The sequence below is a fragment of the Devosia sp. genome (assembly GCF_965229025.1).
GTDB lineage: Bacteria > Pseudomonadota > Alphaproteobacteria > Rhizobiales > Devosiaceae > Devosia_A.
The window spans coordinates 3,874,410-3,889,532 of sequence record NZ_OZ245853.1 but is presented as its reverse complement, the minus strand read 5'-3'; the positions used below and the strand labels follow the sequence as shown (position 1 = coordinate 3,889,532).

The 15,123-nt window shown below is 63.6% G+C and carries 12 protein-coding genes; 3 read left to right on the top strand and 9 right to left on the bottom strand.

Going from position 1 to position 15,123, the window contains the following annotated elements:
* Nucleotides 1-26 precede the first annotated feature (26 nt).
* Together ACO06J_RS18860 and ACO06J_RS18855 are read right to left on the bottom strand one after the other, a co-directional pair.
* Nucleotides 27-1,544, bottom strand: coding sequence for a methyl-accepting chemotaxis protein (locus tag ACO06J_RS18860; RefSeq protein ID WP_421762253.1), 1,518 nt, complete (start codon nt 1,542-1,544; stop codon nt 27-29).
* Nucleotides 1,545-1,654: 110 nt separating this feature from the next.
* Nucleotides 1,655-2,200, bottom strand: a complete 546-nt coding sequence (locus ACO06J_RS18855) for a chemotaxis protein CheD (RefSeq protein ID WP_421762252.1) — start codon at nt 2,198-2,200, stop codon at nt 1,655-1,657.
* Nucleotides 2,201-2,382: 182 nt separating this feature from the next.
* On the opposite strand from ACO06J_RS18855, the gene ACO06J_RS18850 reads away from it, so the two are divergent.
* Nucleotides 2,383-2,769, top strand: a complete 387-nt coding sequence (locus ACO06J_RS18850; protein WP_421762251.1) for a hypothetical protein — start codon at nt 2,383-2,385, stop codon at nt 2,767-2,769.
* A gap of 3 nt (nt 2,770-2,772) precedes the next feature.
* On the opposite strand, the gene ACO06J_RS18845 is transcribed toward ACO06J_RS18850, so the two are convergent.
* From ACO06J_RS18845 to kynU, 4 genes are all read right to left on the bottom strand, one after another.
* Nucleotides 2,773-5,373: a bifunctional diguanylate cyclase/phosphodiesterase gene (locus tag ACO06J_RS18845; protein ID WP_421762547.1), complete on the bottom strand. Its 2,601-nt coding sequence runs from the start codon at nt 5,371-5,373 to the stop codon at nt 2,773-2,775.
* A gap of 161 nt (nt 5,374-5,534) precedes the next feature.
* A complete protein-coding gene (locus ACO06J_RS18840) occupies nt 5,535-6,062 on the bottom strand; it encodes an OmpA family protein (RefSeq protein WP_421762250.1) in 528 nt (175 codons plus the stop codon).
* A 5-nt stretch (nt 6,063-6,067) separates the two neighbouring features.
* Nucleotides 6,068-7,654: a C1 family peptidase gene (locus ACO06J_RS18835; RefSeq protein WP_421762249.1), complete on the bottom strand. Its 1,587-nt coding sequence runs from the start codon at nt 7,652-7,654 to the stop codon at nt 6,068-6,070.
* 115 nt (nt 7,655-7,769) lie between these two features.
* Entirely contained in the window at nt 7,770-8,993 is a 1,224-nt protein-coding gene (kynU, locus tag ACO06J_RS18830) for a kynureninase (protein WP_421762546.1), read from the bottom strand.
* A 389-nt stretch (nt 8,994-9,382) separates the two neighbouring features.
* Between kynU and ACO06J_RS18825 the strand changes: the two genes are divergently transcribed.
* Both ACO06J_RS18825 and ACO06J_RS18820 read left to right on the top strand, forming a co-directional pair.
* Nucleotides 9,383-10,315 (top strand): IS110 family transposase, encoded by a 933-nt coding sequence (locus ACO06J_RS18825; protein ID WP_421758802.1) that lies wholly within the window; start codon nt 9,383-9,385, stop codon nt 10,313-10,315.
* A 197-nt stretch (nt 10,316-10,512) separates the two neighbouring features.
* Nucleotides 10,513-11,553 (top strand): ABC transporter ATP-binding protein, encoded by a 1,041-nt coding sequence (locus tag ACO06J_RS18820; RefSeq protein ID WP_421762248.1) that lies wholly within the window; start codon nt 10,513-10,515, stop codon nt 11,551-11,553.
* Between the two features lie 58 nt (nt 11,554-11,611).
* Here the strand turns inward: ACO06J_RS18820 and ACO06J_RS18815 are convergent, their stop codons facing one another.
* From ACO06J_RS18815 to phnE (ACO06J_RS18805), 3 genes are read right to left on the bottom strand one after another with little or no spacing between them, the layout of a single operon-like run.
* Entirely contained in the window at nt 11,612-12,739 is a 1,128-nt protein-coding gene (locus ACO06J_RS18815) for an alpha-D-ribose 1-methylphosphonate 5-triphosphate diphosphatase (protein ID WP_421762247.1), read from the bottom strand.
* A 59-nt stretch (nt 12,740-12,798) separates the two neighbouring features.
* Complete coding sequence (gene phnE, locus ACO06J_RS18810) at nt 12,799-14,133, bottom strand: phosphonate ABC transporter, permease protein PhnE (RefSeq protein WP_421762246.1); 1,335 nt, start codon at nt 14,131-14,133, stop codon at nt 12,799-12,801.
* Nucleotides 14,134-14,143: 10 nt separating this feature from the next.
* Complete coding sequence (gene phnE / locus ACO06J_RS18805) at nt 14,144-15,094, bottom strand: phosphonate ABC transporter, permease protein PhnE (RefSeq protein WP_421762245.1); 951 nt, start codon at nt 15,092-15,094, stop codon at nt 14,144-14,146.
* Between the last annotated feature and the right edge of the window lie 29 nt (nt 15,095-15,123).

The window sequence follows — 15,123 nt, the reverse complement described above, 5'->3', positions numbered from 1 at the left end:
AGTCCAACCCCTAACACCTGCCTGCTTTATGCAGACTTTCTGCGTGCCGGCAGTTGCAGGGCTCTCGCCGCTTCTGTTCCGACCGCGCTTACACTGCCGTCGAGCCGCGCGATCGCGCCGCTCCCTTCGTCCAGTGCACCCGCTATCATGTCGGTCTCTTTGCTTAGATTCTCTAAATGCGACCCCAGACCGGAGAGGATATTTTTCAAACTATCCGTTTCAGTGACGGAATCTCCGGCCTGAGTCCGGCTTTTGGCGATGATCGTACGGATCTCGCGCACCGCCTGCTGGGTAGCCTGGGCCAGCGTGCGCACCTCACTGGCCACAACCGCGAACCCCGCACCCTTTTCGCCGGCACGCGCCGCTTCCACCGCGGCATTGAGCGCCAGGAGGTTGGTTCGGAAGCTGACATCCTCGATCGCGCCGACCATCCGGTCGATTTCCTTGGCCGCGTGTTCCATCCCCCCAACTGCCGTGCCAGTGCGCTGCGCCGCCAGCGCCGCATCGGTAGCAAGGGTAATGGCCTGCCTCTCGAGAGCCCGAACCTCTTTCGCTTTGGTCCGCCCCTTCTCGATGGCGGTGGACGCAACCGAGAGCCCGGTGCGGCTTTGGTCGGCGAGTTGGGCAAGGTTGGTGACGCTGGCGCGGTAACGATCGATAGCCATGAGGATTGCGTCCATCTTGCCAGCGAGCATCTGGCGCGACGCCTCTGCCTCGTCGCGCTCCTCCGCCATGGCATCGAACGCGTCGCGCATCCGGCGCACCTGCGGCGCAAATCCGCCACTGCCGCTGATCAGGGCCGGGTCGACCGCTTCCCCGGCAAGGATCTGCTCGATCGCTCGCGTGCCGCGGTCAAACTTTTCGAGCGCGCCGCCCAGCGCCTTCAACGCTGGTGAGTGCTGCATGCCCCAATCGTCAAACCGGAAACTGGTGCGCCCGGCGCTGAGCGCTGCCACAAACGCATCGAGGTCATCGTCGGCAATGAACTGGCCGGCCAGTTCAAGCTCGATGACCGCGCGCCCACCCGAAAGCGCGCGTCGTTCCGCAACATACCGGCGCCCGCCAACCATGGTGAGGCTTTCGGCAGCGGCACCGCCGAACAGATAGGCCTCGCCCAGCACTGCTTCGATGCCGTGGCCCTCCTCGGCGCCAGGCTCAATGCTGATGAGCCCGTCAGTGGACCCCAGAATCAATCCATCGACACTGATCAGTGCTGCTGGGCGCGCAAGGCTTGAGAATGCGGATTTGAACTGGTGCGCCCGGTCGAGCCGGCCGCAGAGGTTCTTGACGATCGCTTCAACGGTTGAGGAATCCTCCGCTGCCTTGAGCCCGACCGCATGCCCGAGCGCCGCCAGCCGATCGGCAAACTGCCGGTCTCCCTTGAGGCCGAGCGCCAGAGTGCCCGCAAAAGCCAGAACGATCGCACCAAAGGCAATGGTCGCCGCCAGCGCGCTGACGCCGAACAGCATCAGCGCTGCAGCAGCCGTCAGGGCCGCCAGCAACCAGCAGACATTAGCGATGAGCGCGACAGTCAAGCGGCGCAAGAATCACAGACCCCGGACAGGCCTCCCCAGGCCTCCGCTGTGACATTAGGAGATTAATGGTTAACCAAATGTATAGACGCCCGGCGGGCGCTAAGAGTTTGGTAACCCCGCTAGAACAACTCGATGTCGTCGTCGACGACGGGCTTGGCCACCACGATGCGCCGACTTGCGGCCACCGCCAGTTCTTCCCGCGCGATATTGGCGTTTGCGGTGTTGTCGAGGCGCTTGCAGAACGCCCTGCCCGTGACCGGCTTGAACATCACGCGCCGCGCATAATTGCCGCCGAGATCCTCACCGGACATCTGGTAGCCTTCATTGGCGAGGAACTCCCGCACGAACTCGATATTCTTGGCGCCTACGTCATCGAGCGCCGCGTTGATCTTGCCCCCACCGAACACCTTGATTTCGAGATTGGATTTCTTGCCGGTCCCGCGGGTCAGCACCTTGTTGATCAGTTGCTCCATGGCAAACGCACCATAGCGCGCCGATGCCCCATAGCGGTCCTTGGATGACCCGGACTGCTCGGCGAGGAGGAAATGGTTCATGCCGCCGACATTGGCGACGCGGTCCCGCACGCAGGCGGAGATGCAACTGCCCAGGACGGTAGAAAAGGTGAGGTCCAGCTCGTTCGAGACCAGACAATCGCCCTGATGCACCGTTGTTACCACCCCTCGATCGAATTCCGGAGGCAGAGAACTCGGCAAGACCATAATGCACACGACCCTGATGCGGTTATTCCACAATCCTTACGGGAGAATCGTTAGTGAAGCGCTAACCACGCGTGTCGGGCTTTCTCTATTGGCTTGGCTCGGCAAGGAGCGATTTAGAATTAGGCGCTATGGTCGAGCTCTATACCGGGGGTTCGGTCTACATGTCGTTACATAAACTCGCCCGAGAGCTCGACGAAAGCGCGCGCCAGACGGCTGCGATGGTCGAAAGCGTCACGCTCGCGCTGGAGCTGCTGGGTGATCGCGATATTCCCGCCGACGCGGCGCGCCGCGAGGCCGCGGCCATCATCATCAGCGCCTTGCAGGGCCAGGACAGGATCGAGCAGCGGGGCCAGAACCTGGCACACGCCGTACGCCAGTTTGCGGTTCTGCCAGCCTCAGCCACCGAAGCCGACTACGAAGAAATCTGGTCCGGTCTGGTACTGGATGAGTTGCGTGTGCCGACCCTTTCGGGCTCCGCTGGCCGCGGTCATCACGGCGACGCCGAGCTGTTCTGACCGTCACCCGGCTTTTGGCAATCCTGACGGAAGCGCGGCAGTCCTCCGCCGCATGAAATCCGCCACATCGTCGCCGCTCATCGGCGGCGCCAGCGCGTGCCCCTGCAGAACACGGCAGCCCAGATTTCGCAGAATATCAGCGTGCTGCAGCGTCTCGACGCCCTCTCCGAGGACCTCGATATCGAGCGACCGGCCAATATCGACGATGGCACCGACGATCTGGCGCTGCGTCGCGGACTCGCTGATGGGCTTGATCAACTGTTGATCGATCTTCAGCCGGCTCGGCTTGAGCCGCATCAGGCTCACGATCGAGGCATAGCCGGTGCCAAAGTCATCGATCTCGATATCGATGCCCAGCTGCCGGATCTGCTCGATATTCCAGCGCACAACCTCATCGGTCTCATCGAGGAAGATCGACTCGACCAGCTCAAACGACAGCCTGCCGGGGCGAATGTTCATGGCGCGCAGCGCACCCACGAGTGCCTCGTCCTGCAGCCGCCGCGCCGAGACGTTGACGGCGATCTTGGGGATGGTCACACCCTGCCGTTCCCACAAACTGGCCTGCGCCAGCGCCTGTTCGAGCACGATCCGGTCGATGGTGGCGACCACATTGAGTTCCTCGGCGACATCGAGGAACTGCCGGGGCGCGAGGATCCCGTCGGTTGGGTGATGCCACCGCGCCAGCGCCTCAACGCCCACGACTTCAAGCGTTTCGGCGTCGAACTGCGGCTGGTAGTGGGCGATGAACTCGTTGTTCTCGAACCCGCTCAGAATTTCGTCGGCGATGCGCTTGGTACGGCTGACTTCTGACTGCAGCGCCTCGGTGAAGAACTCGTAGCGGTTGCGGCCACGGCTCTTTGCCCGGTAGAGCGCGATATCCCCGTTGATCATCAGCCGGTTGGGATCAAGCGGATGACTGCGCTCGGTGGCGATGCCGATCGAAACGCCAAACCGGCACTCATAGCCCTGATAGCTGAACGGCCGCCGCATCCGCACGACGATGCGATCTGCAAGCGCCGCCAGGGCTTTATGCTCACTCAGAGTCGACACCACCACGAATTCATCGCCGCCGATGCGCGCCGCAAAATCGCCGGGCTGGATATTGGCCTGGAGGATTTCGGAGACGTGGATCAGCACGGCATCGCCAGCGGCGTGGCCGAGCGTATCGTTGATCTGCTTGAACCGGTCAAGATCGAGATGCAGCAGGCTGAGCGCCCCTTCGGACCCATCCGCGGCTGCGGCGCGCTGGCGGAGCACATCATCGAGGTAGCGCCGGTTGGGCAGGCCGGTCAGCGAGTCGTGCAGGGCATTGTGCTCGATGCTGGCCTTGGCGGCCTCGAGCTCGGCGTTACGCGCCTCGGTCAACCGCTTAGCAAGCTTGAGGTTTTCATTAAGCGCTACATCGGACGAGACGTCCCAGTTGACGCCCACGATCTTGGCTGAGGTGCCGGGATCCTTGTAGACCGCGCCGATCGCGCGCACGTGGCGCGTCTCGCCCTCAGGCGTGACGATGCGGTATTCCGAGCGGTAACGCCCGGTGTCCCGGGTGGCGATCTGGAACTCTTCCTGCGCCCGGGCGAGGTCATCGGGATGGAGCGCGTCGTGCCAGTGGCTATAGCCGCGGGGCCCGCCATCCTGGGGTAAGCCGAAGAGGGCGTTGACATTATCGTCCCAGAGCAAGGCTCCGGTTTCGAGGTCGTATTCGAAGACGCCGACCTGCGAGGTCTCGAGCGCGAGGCCGAGGCGGCGGGAGAGCCGCTGCAGTTCGGCCTCACGGCTGCTGAGCACATCAAGGTTCCGCTGACGCTCATCACGCAGCCGGCCGGCGACGAGGATAGGCAGGGTCACCAAGAGGCCGAGCAGGAAAAAACTCAACCAGATCAACCAGCTATTGGGCGGTACAGCGATCCAGCCACCGCGCGGGATGGCGGCGAGCCGCCATGAACCGCTGGGAAGCACGACATCGGCGATGACCGGCCGGCTGGCGAGCACCATGGCATCGCCGAAGAACTGCGCTCCCGTGGCGCCCAGCCCGTCGCGGCCGACAATGGCGATGTCGATTCCGAGGTTCGGATCGGTCAATCCGCTATCGGCATAGAGGCGCGCCGTGTCGACCACTGCCGAAACAATGCCCCAGAATTGCCGCTGCCCTGCCCCGCCGATGAACACTGGATAACGGGCGATGATGCCGCTGCCGCCCTGCACCAGGTTAAGGGGCCCCGCCAGCACGAGCTCACCCGTGTCACGTGCGCGCTCGGCGGCATCGCGCTGCACCGGATTGGCGCGATAGTCGAGCCCGATGGCAGACTCGTTGCCCGCCAGCGGATACATCAGCCGGACGACGAGATCGGGAGCGGCCGCGATATTGTGCAACTGGCTGTGTTCTTCGAATAACCCCGCTGCGAGATCGGCAAATCGCGACTGGCTCATGTGCGGTTCGGTGGCCAGCGTCGCGATCAGACCGCGCACCAACTGGATGTCGCCGTTGATATTGCCCTCGAGCTTGGCGCGCACAACGCTCAGCTCATGCGTGACATCGGCGCGCATGCGCTGTTCGTACAGCACCTGATTTTGAACAGTGGCGTACCAGGCGACAATCAGCATGACCACAACAGTCAGCAGCGCCGGCAGGCTGGCGGGCCTGATCAGCGCCTTAGCGCCACGGCCAAGAACTGTCGTCCAATTCGTCAAAACCAGCCGCCCCCTGTCACCGCGAAGTAGCCCAGCAGAGAGCGGATGTTAAAGGCGGCGCGTTAACTTTTGATCTACTCGCCAATATTGACGATTTCGACGCGCCGGTTCTCCGCCGCCTCAGGATCGGCAGGATTGACTGGATCGGTTTCGCCCTTGCCAATAGCGACCAGACGATCGCGATCGACATGATGGAAAAACACCAGATGTTCGACCACCGCCTGGGCACGCCGCTCGGACAGCGAGAGGTTATAGGCGTCCGAACCCTTGGCGTCGGTGTGGCCGATGATTTCGAACCGGTACTCCTTGAGCCGTGGGTCGCGCAGCGCCGCGCCGAGCGCCTTGAGGGTCAGCACGGCCTCGTTTTCGAGCTCATCGGAATCGTAGGCGAACTGCACGCGCATGCTGATCGAGGGCGCTACCTGCTTGTCCCCGCCCTTGACCTTCAGCCCACGGACCGCCTCGCCCTTGGGCGTCAGCGCATCGACGATCTGGCTGGCCGAGACGTCATCCTGCGCCAAAGCGGCCGGCAGCGGCCCCGCTGTCGCCAGCAGCAGCGACAGCACCATGCCGAGGATCAGTCTGCTCGATACGCCGCTCATGAGACTTACTCCGCCGTGTGGATGGGAACATAGGCAGCCGAAATGAACCGCTCCGGGCTGGCCTTATCTGGCCGGGCCAGCACCGCTTCCCGCAACGCGCTGAGGAATTCGCGCTCGGTCTCGGTTTCGGGCCGGGGCTCGGCGAACAACGGTGAGCGCGAGGTGATGACCAGAAGTGTCTCGTCACCGAACGGACCGGACACTTCAAAACTGTCGCGACCCGCCTCACCGTCGCCGAAGATCAGTGTGCTGAGGGGCGCCAAGGTCTTCAGATGATCCGCATCGACCTGCTGCAGGTTGACCACTGTGCCGTCGGCCTGGATGTAGGCGACATGCACGTAGCTGTCGAAATCCGGGGTTTCGACGGTGATCGTCAGCTTGTCGCCGGCCTTCAGGTCAGTGCCGCTGACACTGACCTTGGGCGCGTCCTTTTCGCCAAGCTGCGCATCGAGCGTCAGCAGCGCCTCGCATTGCGGCCAGGGCGCCAGCGCGACGTTGACCGCATCGACTTCGCCGCCGAGATCTTCGGTCACCGTCTCAAGGTCTTCGGGGCGGCTGACAAACCCTTCCGCAATGTGCTGGCCGGCACGGGTGGCGATCTGCACCTTGGCGCACTGCAACCCGGCGAGATCAACTCGCGCCTTGGGAGCAGGGTCGGCCGGTGCGACAGGGGCCTCCTCCATGATCGGCTCTTCAGGCGCCGGGGCCTGTTCCGGGTCGAGATCGTCGATAGGTAGCGCCGGCGTATCCGCCGCCAGTTGCATGACGAAGGCTTCGGTCGTGCGGTTCATGAAGGTCTGGTAGTCCATCCGGCCATAGCCGCCATCGGACCAGTCCGGCCCCCACGAGTTGATGAACTTGAAGGTCTGCTTGGCCTCGTTATAGCCCACCAGTGTAATGGCGTGGCCAAACCCGTCTTCGGCGAGCGGCGGTGAATGCCAGACCGCCCTGGGTTTGTCCCAGAGGTTGTCGAAGGCATCGTCGGGCACGATACGGATAATCACCGGATTGCCGTCCGCAAGTTCACCCTTGATCTGGTCGACCCTTGTGAAATCGACCTGCCGGTAGTCGGCGATCTTGAAATCGGTGGCCGCCGCGATCTGGCCACTGCTGGGCACGTCACAGCGGTCCGGATCATAGGGGTAGTCAGCCAGCGACAGAGCGCCGCCATACTTCAGCGTATCGAGCGCGAGGATATTGGAGCTGCCGGACTCGCAATCGCCGGGCACCCCGACATTCTGGTTGTAGAGGAACGCCGGGCTCGGGATCGACTGCGGCAGCGCGATGCGCCGGTCTTCCACTGCCGCCGCATAATAGGCACGTGCCGCGTAACCGACGGCCCAGCCGGTGCATGAGCCCTGGTTGCCCTGATCGCCGGGCACCGGAAAATATTGCGAGAGATCGACCATCTCCGGCAGGAAATCGCGGAACTCGGGTGTGACGGCCAGCCCGCGGACTTTCACCGGGTCGCTGGCGGTGGCGCCATAGGGATGCTTGGGCGGGCTATCCCCCGCAACGGCCACCCCACTTGCCACTAACAGCACCGCAAGCGCCAACCCGGCTTGCGCCCCAACCGTCCGGAAATCCCTCATGTCCCCTCGCCCACCCCGTCCACTCTCACCCCTGGACCAGCGTGCCGCAGCCCGCCGGATCGAACCTAACCAGAGGTAGGACGCTGACCGCAATACAATCCTTGGGGCGCTCTCGCTAAACGACTTTGGCTCTGGCCTTGAACTTAGGCTGGTCCCAGGCGCGCGTGGCAATGACCTCGCCGAGAATCTCGGCAGCCCGCGCCACATCGGCAAAGCTTAGGTAAAGCGGGGTCAGCCCGAAGCGCAGGATATCGGGCTCGCGGAAATCGCCGATGACGCCCCGTGCGATCAGCGCCTGCATCACCGCATAGGCATCGGCATGGCGCAGCGACGCCTGCGTACCGCGTCGCTCCGGATCGGTGGGCGTGAGCACAGTCACTTCCGGCGCGAGGGGTGCGATGGCCGTCGTGAACAGCTCGAACAACTGATCGGCCTTGCGCTTCACCAGCGCCAGGTCGACCCCCTCGAACGCATCGAGCGCCGCATCGAGGGCCGACATCGAGAGGATCGGCGGCGTGCCCACCCGCATCGCCGCAATGCCAGGCGCGGGCACATAATCCGGCGCAAAGCTGAACGGCACCGCATGCCCGAGCCAGCCGGTGAGGGGTTGCCGAACCTTTGAGAGGTGCTTCGGGGCGACATAGATGAACGCCGGCGCGCCCGGCCCACCGTTGAGATATTTGTACCCGCAGCCGACGGCAAAATCCGCACCTGCTTCCGAGAGGTTCACCGGAAGCGCCCCGGCACTATGCGCCAGATCCCAGACAATGAGCGCCCCGGCGCTATGCGCCGCCGCGGTCACGGCGCGCATGTCCAGCCGCGCCCCGGTGCGATAGTTGACCTCGGTGAGGAGAACGACCGCAACGTCCCCGGTGATTGCGGATGACAGGGCATCGGCACTCACCAGCCGAAGCTGATGCCCCTGCCCCAGCATCTCCGCGACGCCCTCGGCGATATAGGTGTCGGTGGGGAAATTGCCCACTTCCGAGACGATCACCTTCCGCCCCGGCCGCAGGCGCAGCGCAGCGGCCAGGGCCTTGAAGACGTTGATCGAGGTTGAGTCGGCGACGGTTACGGTCCCCGGCGGCGCCCCAATCAGCCGCGCAATCCGGTCGCCGACGCGTGTCGGCAGGTCGATCCAGTCATGCGTGTTCCAACTCCGGATCAGACCTTCGCCCCATTGCGTTGCCACCACATCGGCCATGCGCGCCTTCACCCCACGCGGCAGCGCGCCGAGCGAATTGCCATCGAGATAGATGACACCCGGCGGCAGATCGAACCGCGCCCGGAACGGCGCCAGCGGATCATCACGGTCAAGCGCGGCGATGTCAGAAAGCATGGGGATCTCCTCGGCGACATTCGTAGCGGGAGTGGCCGTGGCTGCAAGCCGCATTTCGAGGGTACGCGCCACTACCTTCTCCCCTTGTGGGAGAAGGTGGCGCGCAGCGCCGGATGAGGGGTCCACGAACGAAGTGTAGCGCGATCCGAGCAGAGCGAGGAGCGGACCTAGTGCGCGGAGAGCACCCCTCATCCGCCCTTCGGGCACCTTGTAACTTGATCCCGCAGTTATCTGATATCGATAGCGCTGCGGTGATGCCGGGCAGCCCGATGGCACCAGGAGTTGAAAAACTCGTGGAGAAGCGAGGGGCGCCTGGCATCGATCCATCGATCCCGAACAGTCGCCGGGGCCGCAACAAGGCGAGCCCGCTTAGGCAAGGAGGGGACAAGATGGAGATCACCGTAGGTATCGATGTGAGCAAGGCGCGGCTGGATGTATATATCCATCCGCTGGGCGAGAGCCTTGTGTCCGGCAATGACGAGGCTGGCGCGAGTGAACTCGTCGAGCGGCTGCGCAGGCTGGAGGGGCTTGTGTCGGTCGGCATCGAGGCGTCGGGCCGCTATGAGCGGCTGGCGGTGGCCGAACTTGCTGCCGCAGGTCTGCCGGTGGTGGTGCTCAACCCCGCTCAGGTCCGGCACTACGCCCAGGCCATCGGGCTCAAGGCCAAGACCGACCCAATCGATGCCCGCCTCATCGCGCTGTTCGTTGCGGCAGTAAAGCCTGAGCCAAGGCCGATAGCCGATGCGCACACCGAGGATCTGGCGGCGCTAATGGCCAGACGCCGGCAACTGGTGCAGATGCTGGCTGCCGAGCGCATGCGGCGCCAGCAGGCAGCACCGGGGCTGATCCGCACATCGCTCGCCCGCATTGTAACCACGCTGGAGGACGAGCTCAAAGACCTCGACCGCCATATAGATACCACCGTGCGTGACACCCCTGTGTGGCGCGACAAGGAGAACCTGCTCGCCTCGGTGCCTGGCATCGGCAAGACCATCGCCCGCACGCTGCTGGCCGAACTGCCCGAACTGGGACAGCTCAATCCCAAGCAAGTCGCGGCCCTCGCCGGGCTCGCCCCCTATACCCGCCAGTCCGGCAAATGGCGCGGCAAGAGCCTTATCGGTGGTGGCCGCACTGCCGTGCGCACCGCCCTGTTCATGGGCGCCCTCGTTGCCGCACGGCATAATCCCACCCTCAAGGCCTTCCGGGACAGGCTCGTGGCCGCAGGCAAACCAAAGCTTGTCGCCATCGTCGCCACAGCTCGAAAGCTCCTCACCATCCTCAACGCCATCGTCAGGGACAAAAAACCATGGTCACCAGCTTGACCAACAAGACAGTCGCTTCTCCCACAAGGGGAGAAGGTAAGAGGGGACAAACAAATCTCACATCACATACGACTTTAGTATTAGACTTTACTACGACTTTAGTTGTATCTCCTCGTTCTCGCCTTGACGCCAGCCCACCCCGCCGCGATGTTTCAGCCCAGCGCGGGGGTGAACCCGCACCAGGGACGAGGAACCTCATGGCAAGCGTAACCATCAACAAGGCCGGCAAGCATTACGGCAGCTTCGAAGCGCTGAAGGGCGTTTCGTTCGATATCGCGGATGGCGAATTCGTCGTCATGGTCGGCCCGTCGGGCTGCGGCAAGTCCACCCTGTTGCGCATGATCGCCGGCCTCGAGGAAATTTCCTCGGGCGAGATCGGCATCGGCAACCGCGTGGTCAACGACTTGCCGCCCAAGGAACGCGACATCGCCATGGTGTTCCAGAACTACGCGCTCTACCCGCACATGACGGTGGCGCAGAACATGGGCTTCTCCTTGAAGCTCAAGGGCGTGCCCAAGACCGAGATCAAGGCGAAGGTGGATCGCGCCGCGCAGATCCTCGGCCTCGAAAAACTGCTCGACCGCCAGCCGCGCCAGCTCTCCGGCGGCCAGCGCCAGCGCGTCGCCATGGGCCGCGCCATTGTGCGTGATCCGCAGGTCTTCTTGTTCGACGAACCGCTGTCGAACCTCGATGCGAAGCTCCGCGTCCAGATGCGTTCCGAAATCAAGGAACTGCACCAGCGACTGAAGACCACCACCATCTACGTGACCCACGACCAGGTGGAAGCCATGACCATGGCCGACAAGATCGTGGTGATGCGCGATGGCGTGATCGAGCAGATGGGCACCCCGCTCGACCTCTATGACCGCCCGCTCAACACTTTCGTTGCCGGCTTCATTGGCTCGCCCTCGATGAACTTCATCAATGGCCAGACCACGCCGGACGGCTTCAAGACCACCGATGGCATCCTGATCCCGACGCTGCCTGGTGTCACCGACGCCGTCATCTACGGCATCCGCCCCGAGCACCTGCACCTCGACCCCAACGGCATCGAGATCGAGGTCGTGGTGTTGGAGCCGACAGGCTCGGAAACCCAGGTCATCGGCCGCATTGGTTCGCAATCGATCAACGGCATCTTCCGCGAACGCATCACCGCGCAGCCCGGCTCGAAGATCCGCGTCGCGCCCGATCTGTCGGTCGTGCACCTGTTCAACAAGGACGGCAAGCGCGTCAACTAAGGCGCATTGCGCTGAGCATCAGGCCGCTGCGGGAAACCGTGGCGGCCTTTTGATTTGGCTAAAGCACCCGCCGCCCCTCGCGCCACACCGTGCGCACCACGGGCATGTCATCGGCATTGGCGACCTGCACCAGGTCAGCGCGCTTACCCACCGCGATCTCACCCCGGTCGGTGAGGCCGGCCGCGGCCGCCGGGTGCCGCGTGACCATCGCCACTGACTGCGGCAGGCTGATCGAGTCCTCGAGCGCGAACACCGCCTGCATCAGGCTGAACGGCACATAGTCGGACGAGAGAATATCAAGCAGCCCATGCTCGGCCAGTTCCCGGGCCGAAATATTGCCGTTGTGGGATTTGCCGCGGACCACATTGGGCGCCCCCATCAGCACCGCCATGCCGGCCTCGTGCGAGGCGCGGGCCGCTTCGAGGCTGGTGGGAAACTCGGCAATTGTGACCCCACGCCCATGTGCATCGGCAACATGGTCGAGCGTCGCGTCGTCGTGGCTGGCGAGCACAATACCAAGCGCGGCAGCGCTGGCCGAGATCGCATCCCGGTGCGGCCGGGCGAACCGCGCCGACTCCCCCATCCGGCGCTCGGCAAACGCCTCGAATTCGGCATCCGACATGCGCTTTTTCTTCTGGTAATAGCCCTTGTAGGCCTCAAAAGTGGGGAATTGCCGCTGCCCCGGAGAGTGGTCCATCAGCGAGGCGAGTTTCACCAGCTCATCGCCTTCATAGGGCCGGAAGGCCTCGAGGCAATCAGGCGCCGCGACTTCGCAGCGCAAGTGGATGAAGTGCTCGGCCCGAAGCCGCCCCGCCGCCATGCCGGCGTGGATCGCCGCGCCCAGCCGGGTGAAATCTTCGGCCGACATGCCATCATCGGTGTTGAGTCCGACGCGCAGCGCATCGAACACCGTGGTGATGCCCGAGGACGCGACCTGCGCATCATGCGCCTGCACGGCGGCCATCGGATTCCAGCGGACACCGGGGCGCGGGGCATAGTGGTTTTCGAGGTGATCGGTGTGGAGTTCGACGAGGCCGGGCAGCAGGTAATCGCCCTCGAGGTCCGTGCCACCGGCAAACGGCGCGCCGATATCGGCGATCCGGCCATCGACGATCTTCACCGAGCCGAGAATCACCTCATCGGCCAGCACCAAATTGGCATTGGTCAAAATCAACGCGTCAGGCATGTCGCTTCCCCTTGTCGCTCCGGCGCCTAGCGCAGGAATGTGACAGTCGCAAGAAGGGCTCAGTGCGATTTGCCGATCAGCCGGGTGCGAAGCGCATTCGAGATATTGTCGAAGATGAACACCACGAGGAGGATCAGCAGCACCATGTAGAAGACGTTCGACCAGTTCGAATTGGTGCGCATCGCCTCCCAGAGCTTGAGCCCGATGCCACCGGCGCCCACCGCCCCGATGATCGAGGCAGATCGGGTGTTCGATTCCCACTGGTAGAGCGTCTGCGAGATCATCACCGGCAGCACCTGCGGGATGACGCCGTAGCGTTGCACCGACACTGGATCGGCGCCCACCGAGGTGACGCCCTCGCGCTGCTTGTCATCGATGTTTTCGAGCCCCTCGGCATAGAGCTTACCGAGCGTTCCCGTCTCGGTGAAGGCGATGGCACCGATGCCGGCGAGCGGCCCCGGCCCGAAGGCGCGGGTGAAAAACAGCGCCCAGATCAGCATATCGACCGAACGCAGGAAATCGAACAGCCGCTTCAGCACTTGGTTGAGGAGCTGGTTGCGAGTGATGTTGCGCGCTGCAAAGAAGGCCAGCGGGAACGCCACGAGCCCACCCACCAGCGTGCCGGCAAACGCCATGACGATGGTCTGCAGCAGCTTGATCCACACATCGCCATGCTGCCACTGGCTGTTGTTCCAGATATTGTCCCAGGCGAGCGCGAGGTTGGAGGTGCCGGGTTTGAGCTCAGGCCCCGAAACGATCAGGCTCGCGACCTCGCCGGCGGACTTGCCGAAGAAGGGCGAGTAGGGATCGAAGAGGAAATTCGGCCAGCCCAAAGTGCGCTTGCGCACCTTGATGCGGTCATAGGCGATGCGGACGTCGCCGACAAAGCCCATGTCCGCATTGATCTCGTCGCCCTTGATGCGGACCCAGTCCGGCACGGGATTGGTGAGCACCCTCGCGGCGCTGGCGCCGATGGCGATGTCGACGCTTTCGCCGTCCCGGGTGATGGTCGCCGCAGACTTGGTGAAACGCACCGAATGGCTGGCGCCATTGAGCTCGACGGTCAGGCTGCCATCGCCATTTGTGGTGATCCACTCGGGGTGCGGGTCGGGACCCAGTGCCGAGTTGCGGTTGAACTTGGGCACAATCGCCGCCCCGCTGTCGAGCCGGAACTCCGGAGAAACGTCGAAGCTCACCCATTGCTGGAGATAGTTGCCCAGCCGGTCCCACTTGGCTTCGGCAAGGACCGTGGGGAGGGAGAAGAACCACACCGCGTAGACGAAATAGAGCGCTACGCCGATCACCACGAAGAGCGGCATGAACCGCTTCCAGAGCGACTGGTGGAACACCTGCGGGAAGCGCTGCTCGTAGGTGGGGACAATGCCGTCGGTCATCTGATCGCCCTCAGGCCGAAAGGAATGCAGCATCGCCGACAAGGCGCTTGCGGACATGTGCCGAGACCTGGTCGATGATGATGACGGTGGTGAGTAGCAAGACGATCAGCGCGATGGTCTTGGCGCCGAAGCCGCGCGAGATCGCGAGCTTCAGCTCCTCGCCAATGCCTCCGCCGCCGACTGCGCCAATGATGGTCGAGGCGCGCACATTGATCTCGAGCCGTAGCATTGCGTAGGAGGTGAAGTTCGGCAGCACCTGCGGCAGCGCCCCGAAGCGGACGCGCTCGATCCAGTTGCCGCCCACCGCCTTGAGGCCCTCATCGGGCTTCATGTCGATATTCTCGATCACCTCGAAATAGAGTTTTCCGAGTGCGCCGATGGTGTGGAGCCCGACCGCGACGATGGCGGCGATCGGCCCGATCGACAGCACCGCCGCAAACAGCCCTGCAATCACGATCTCGGGGAAGGCGCGGAGGATTTCCATGCTGCGCCGCACCACGAACCGAACCGGCGCAATCGGCATCATGTTGCGCGCGGCAAGAAAGCAGAGCAGCAACCCGCCGGTAAAGCCGATCACCGTAGCGACCACCGCGACGTTGATGGTCGTCAGCATCAGGTGGAAATATTCAGGGATGTAGAAGGTGTCGGTGACCGGCAGGCGGCCGACTTCAAAGTTGAATTCCTGCGTGCCGTTGTCGGACGGGGAGGGCAGGTCGAACAGCGCCCGCCAGACATCGTTCCAGTCCTTGGGGATCAGCCAAGAGAGGAAATCGAACAGATGCGGCAGCCGGTCGAAAAAATGCCCGGCATTGCTTTCGTCGGCAAACCAGAACGAGCCGATGACGGCGAGGACCAGAGCGCCGAAGCCGATGAGAGAATAGAGCGTGCGCTGCGCACTGAGCCTGCGCCATTCAGCGTGCACGGCGCGGGCGTTGTCGGTCTCGCCAGCCAGCAGAGTCATCGGCATCCCTCGGGATAGAGAAAGGGCAC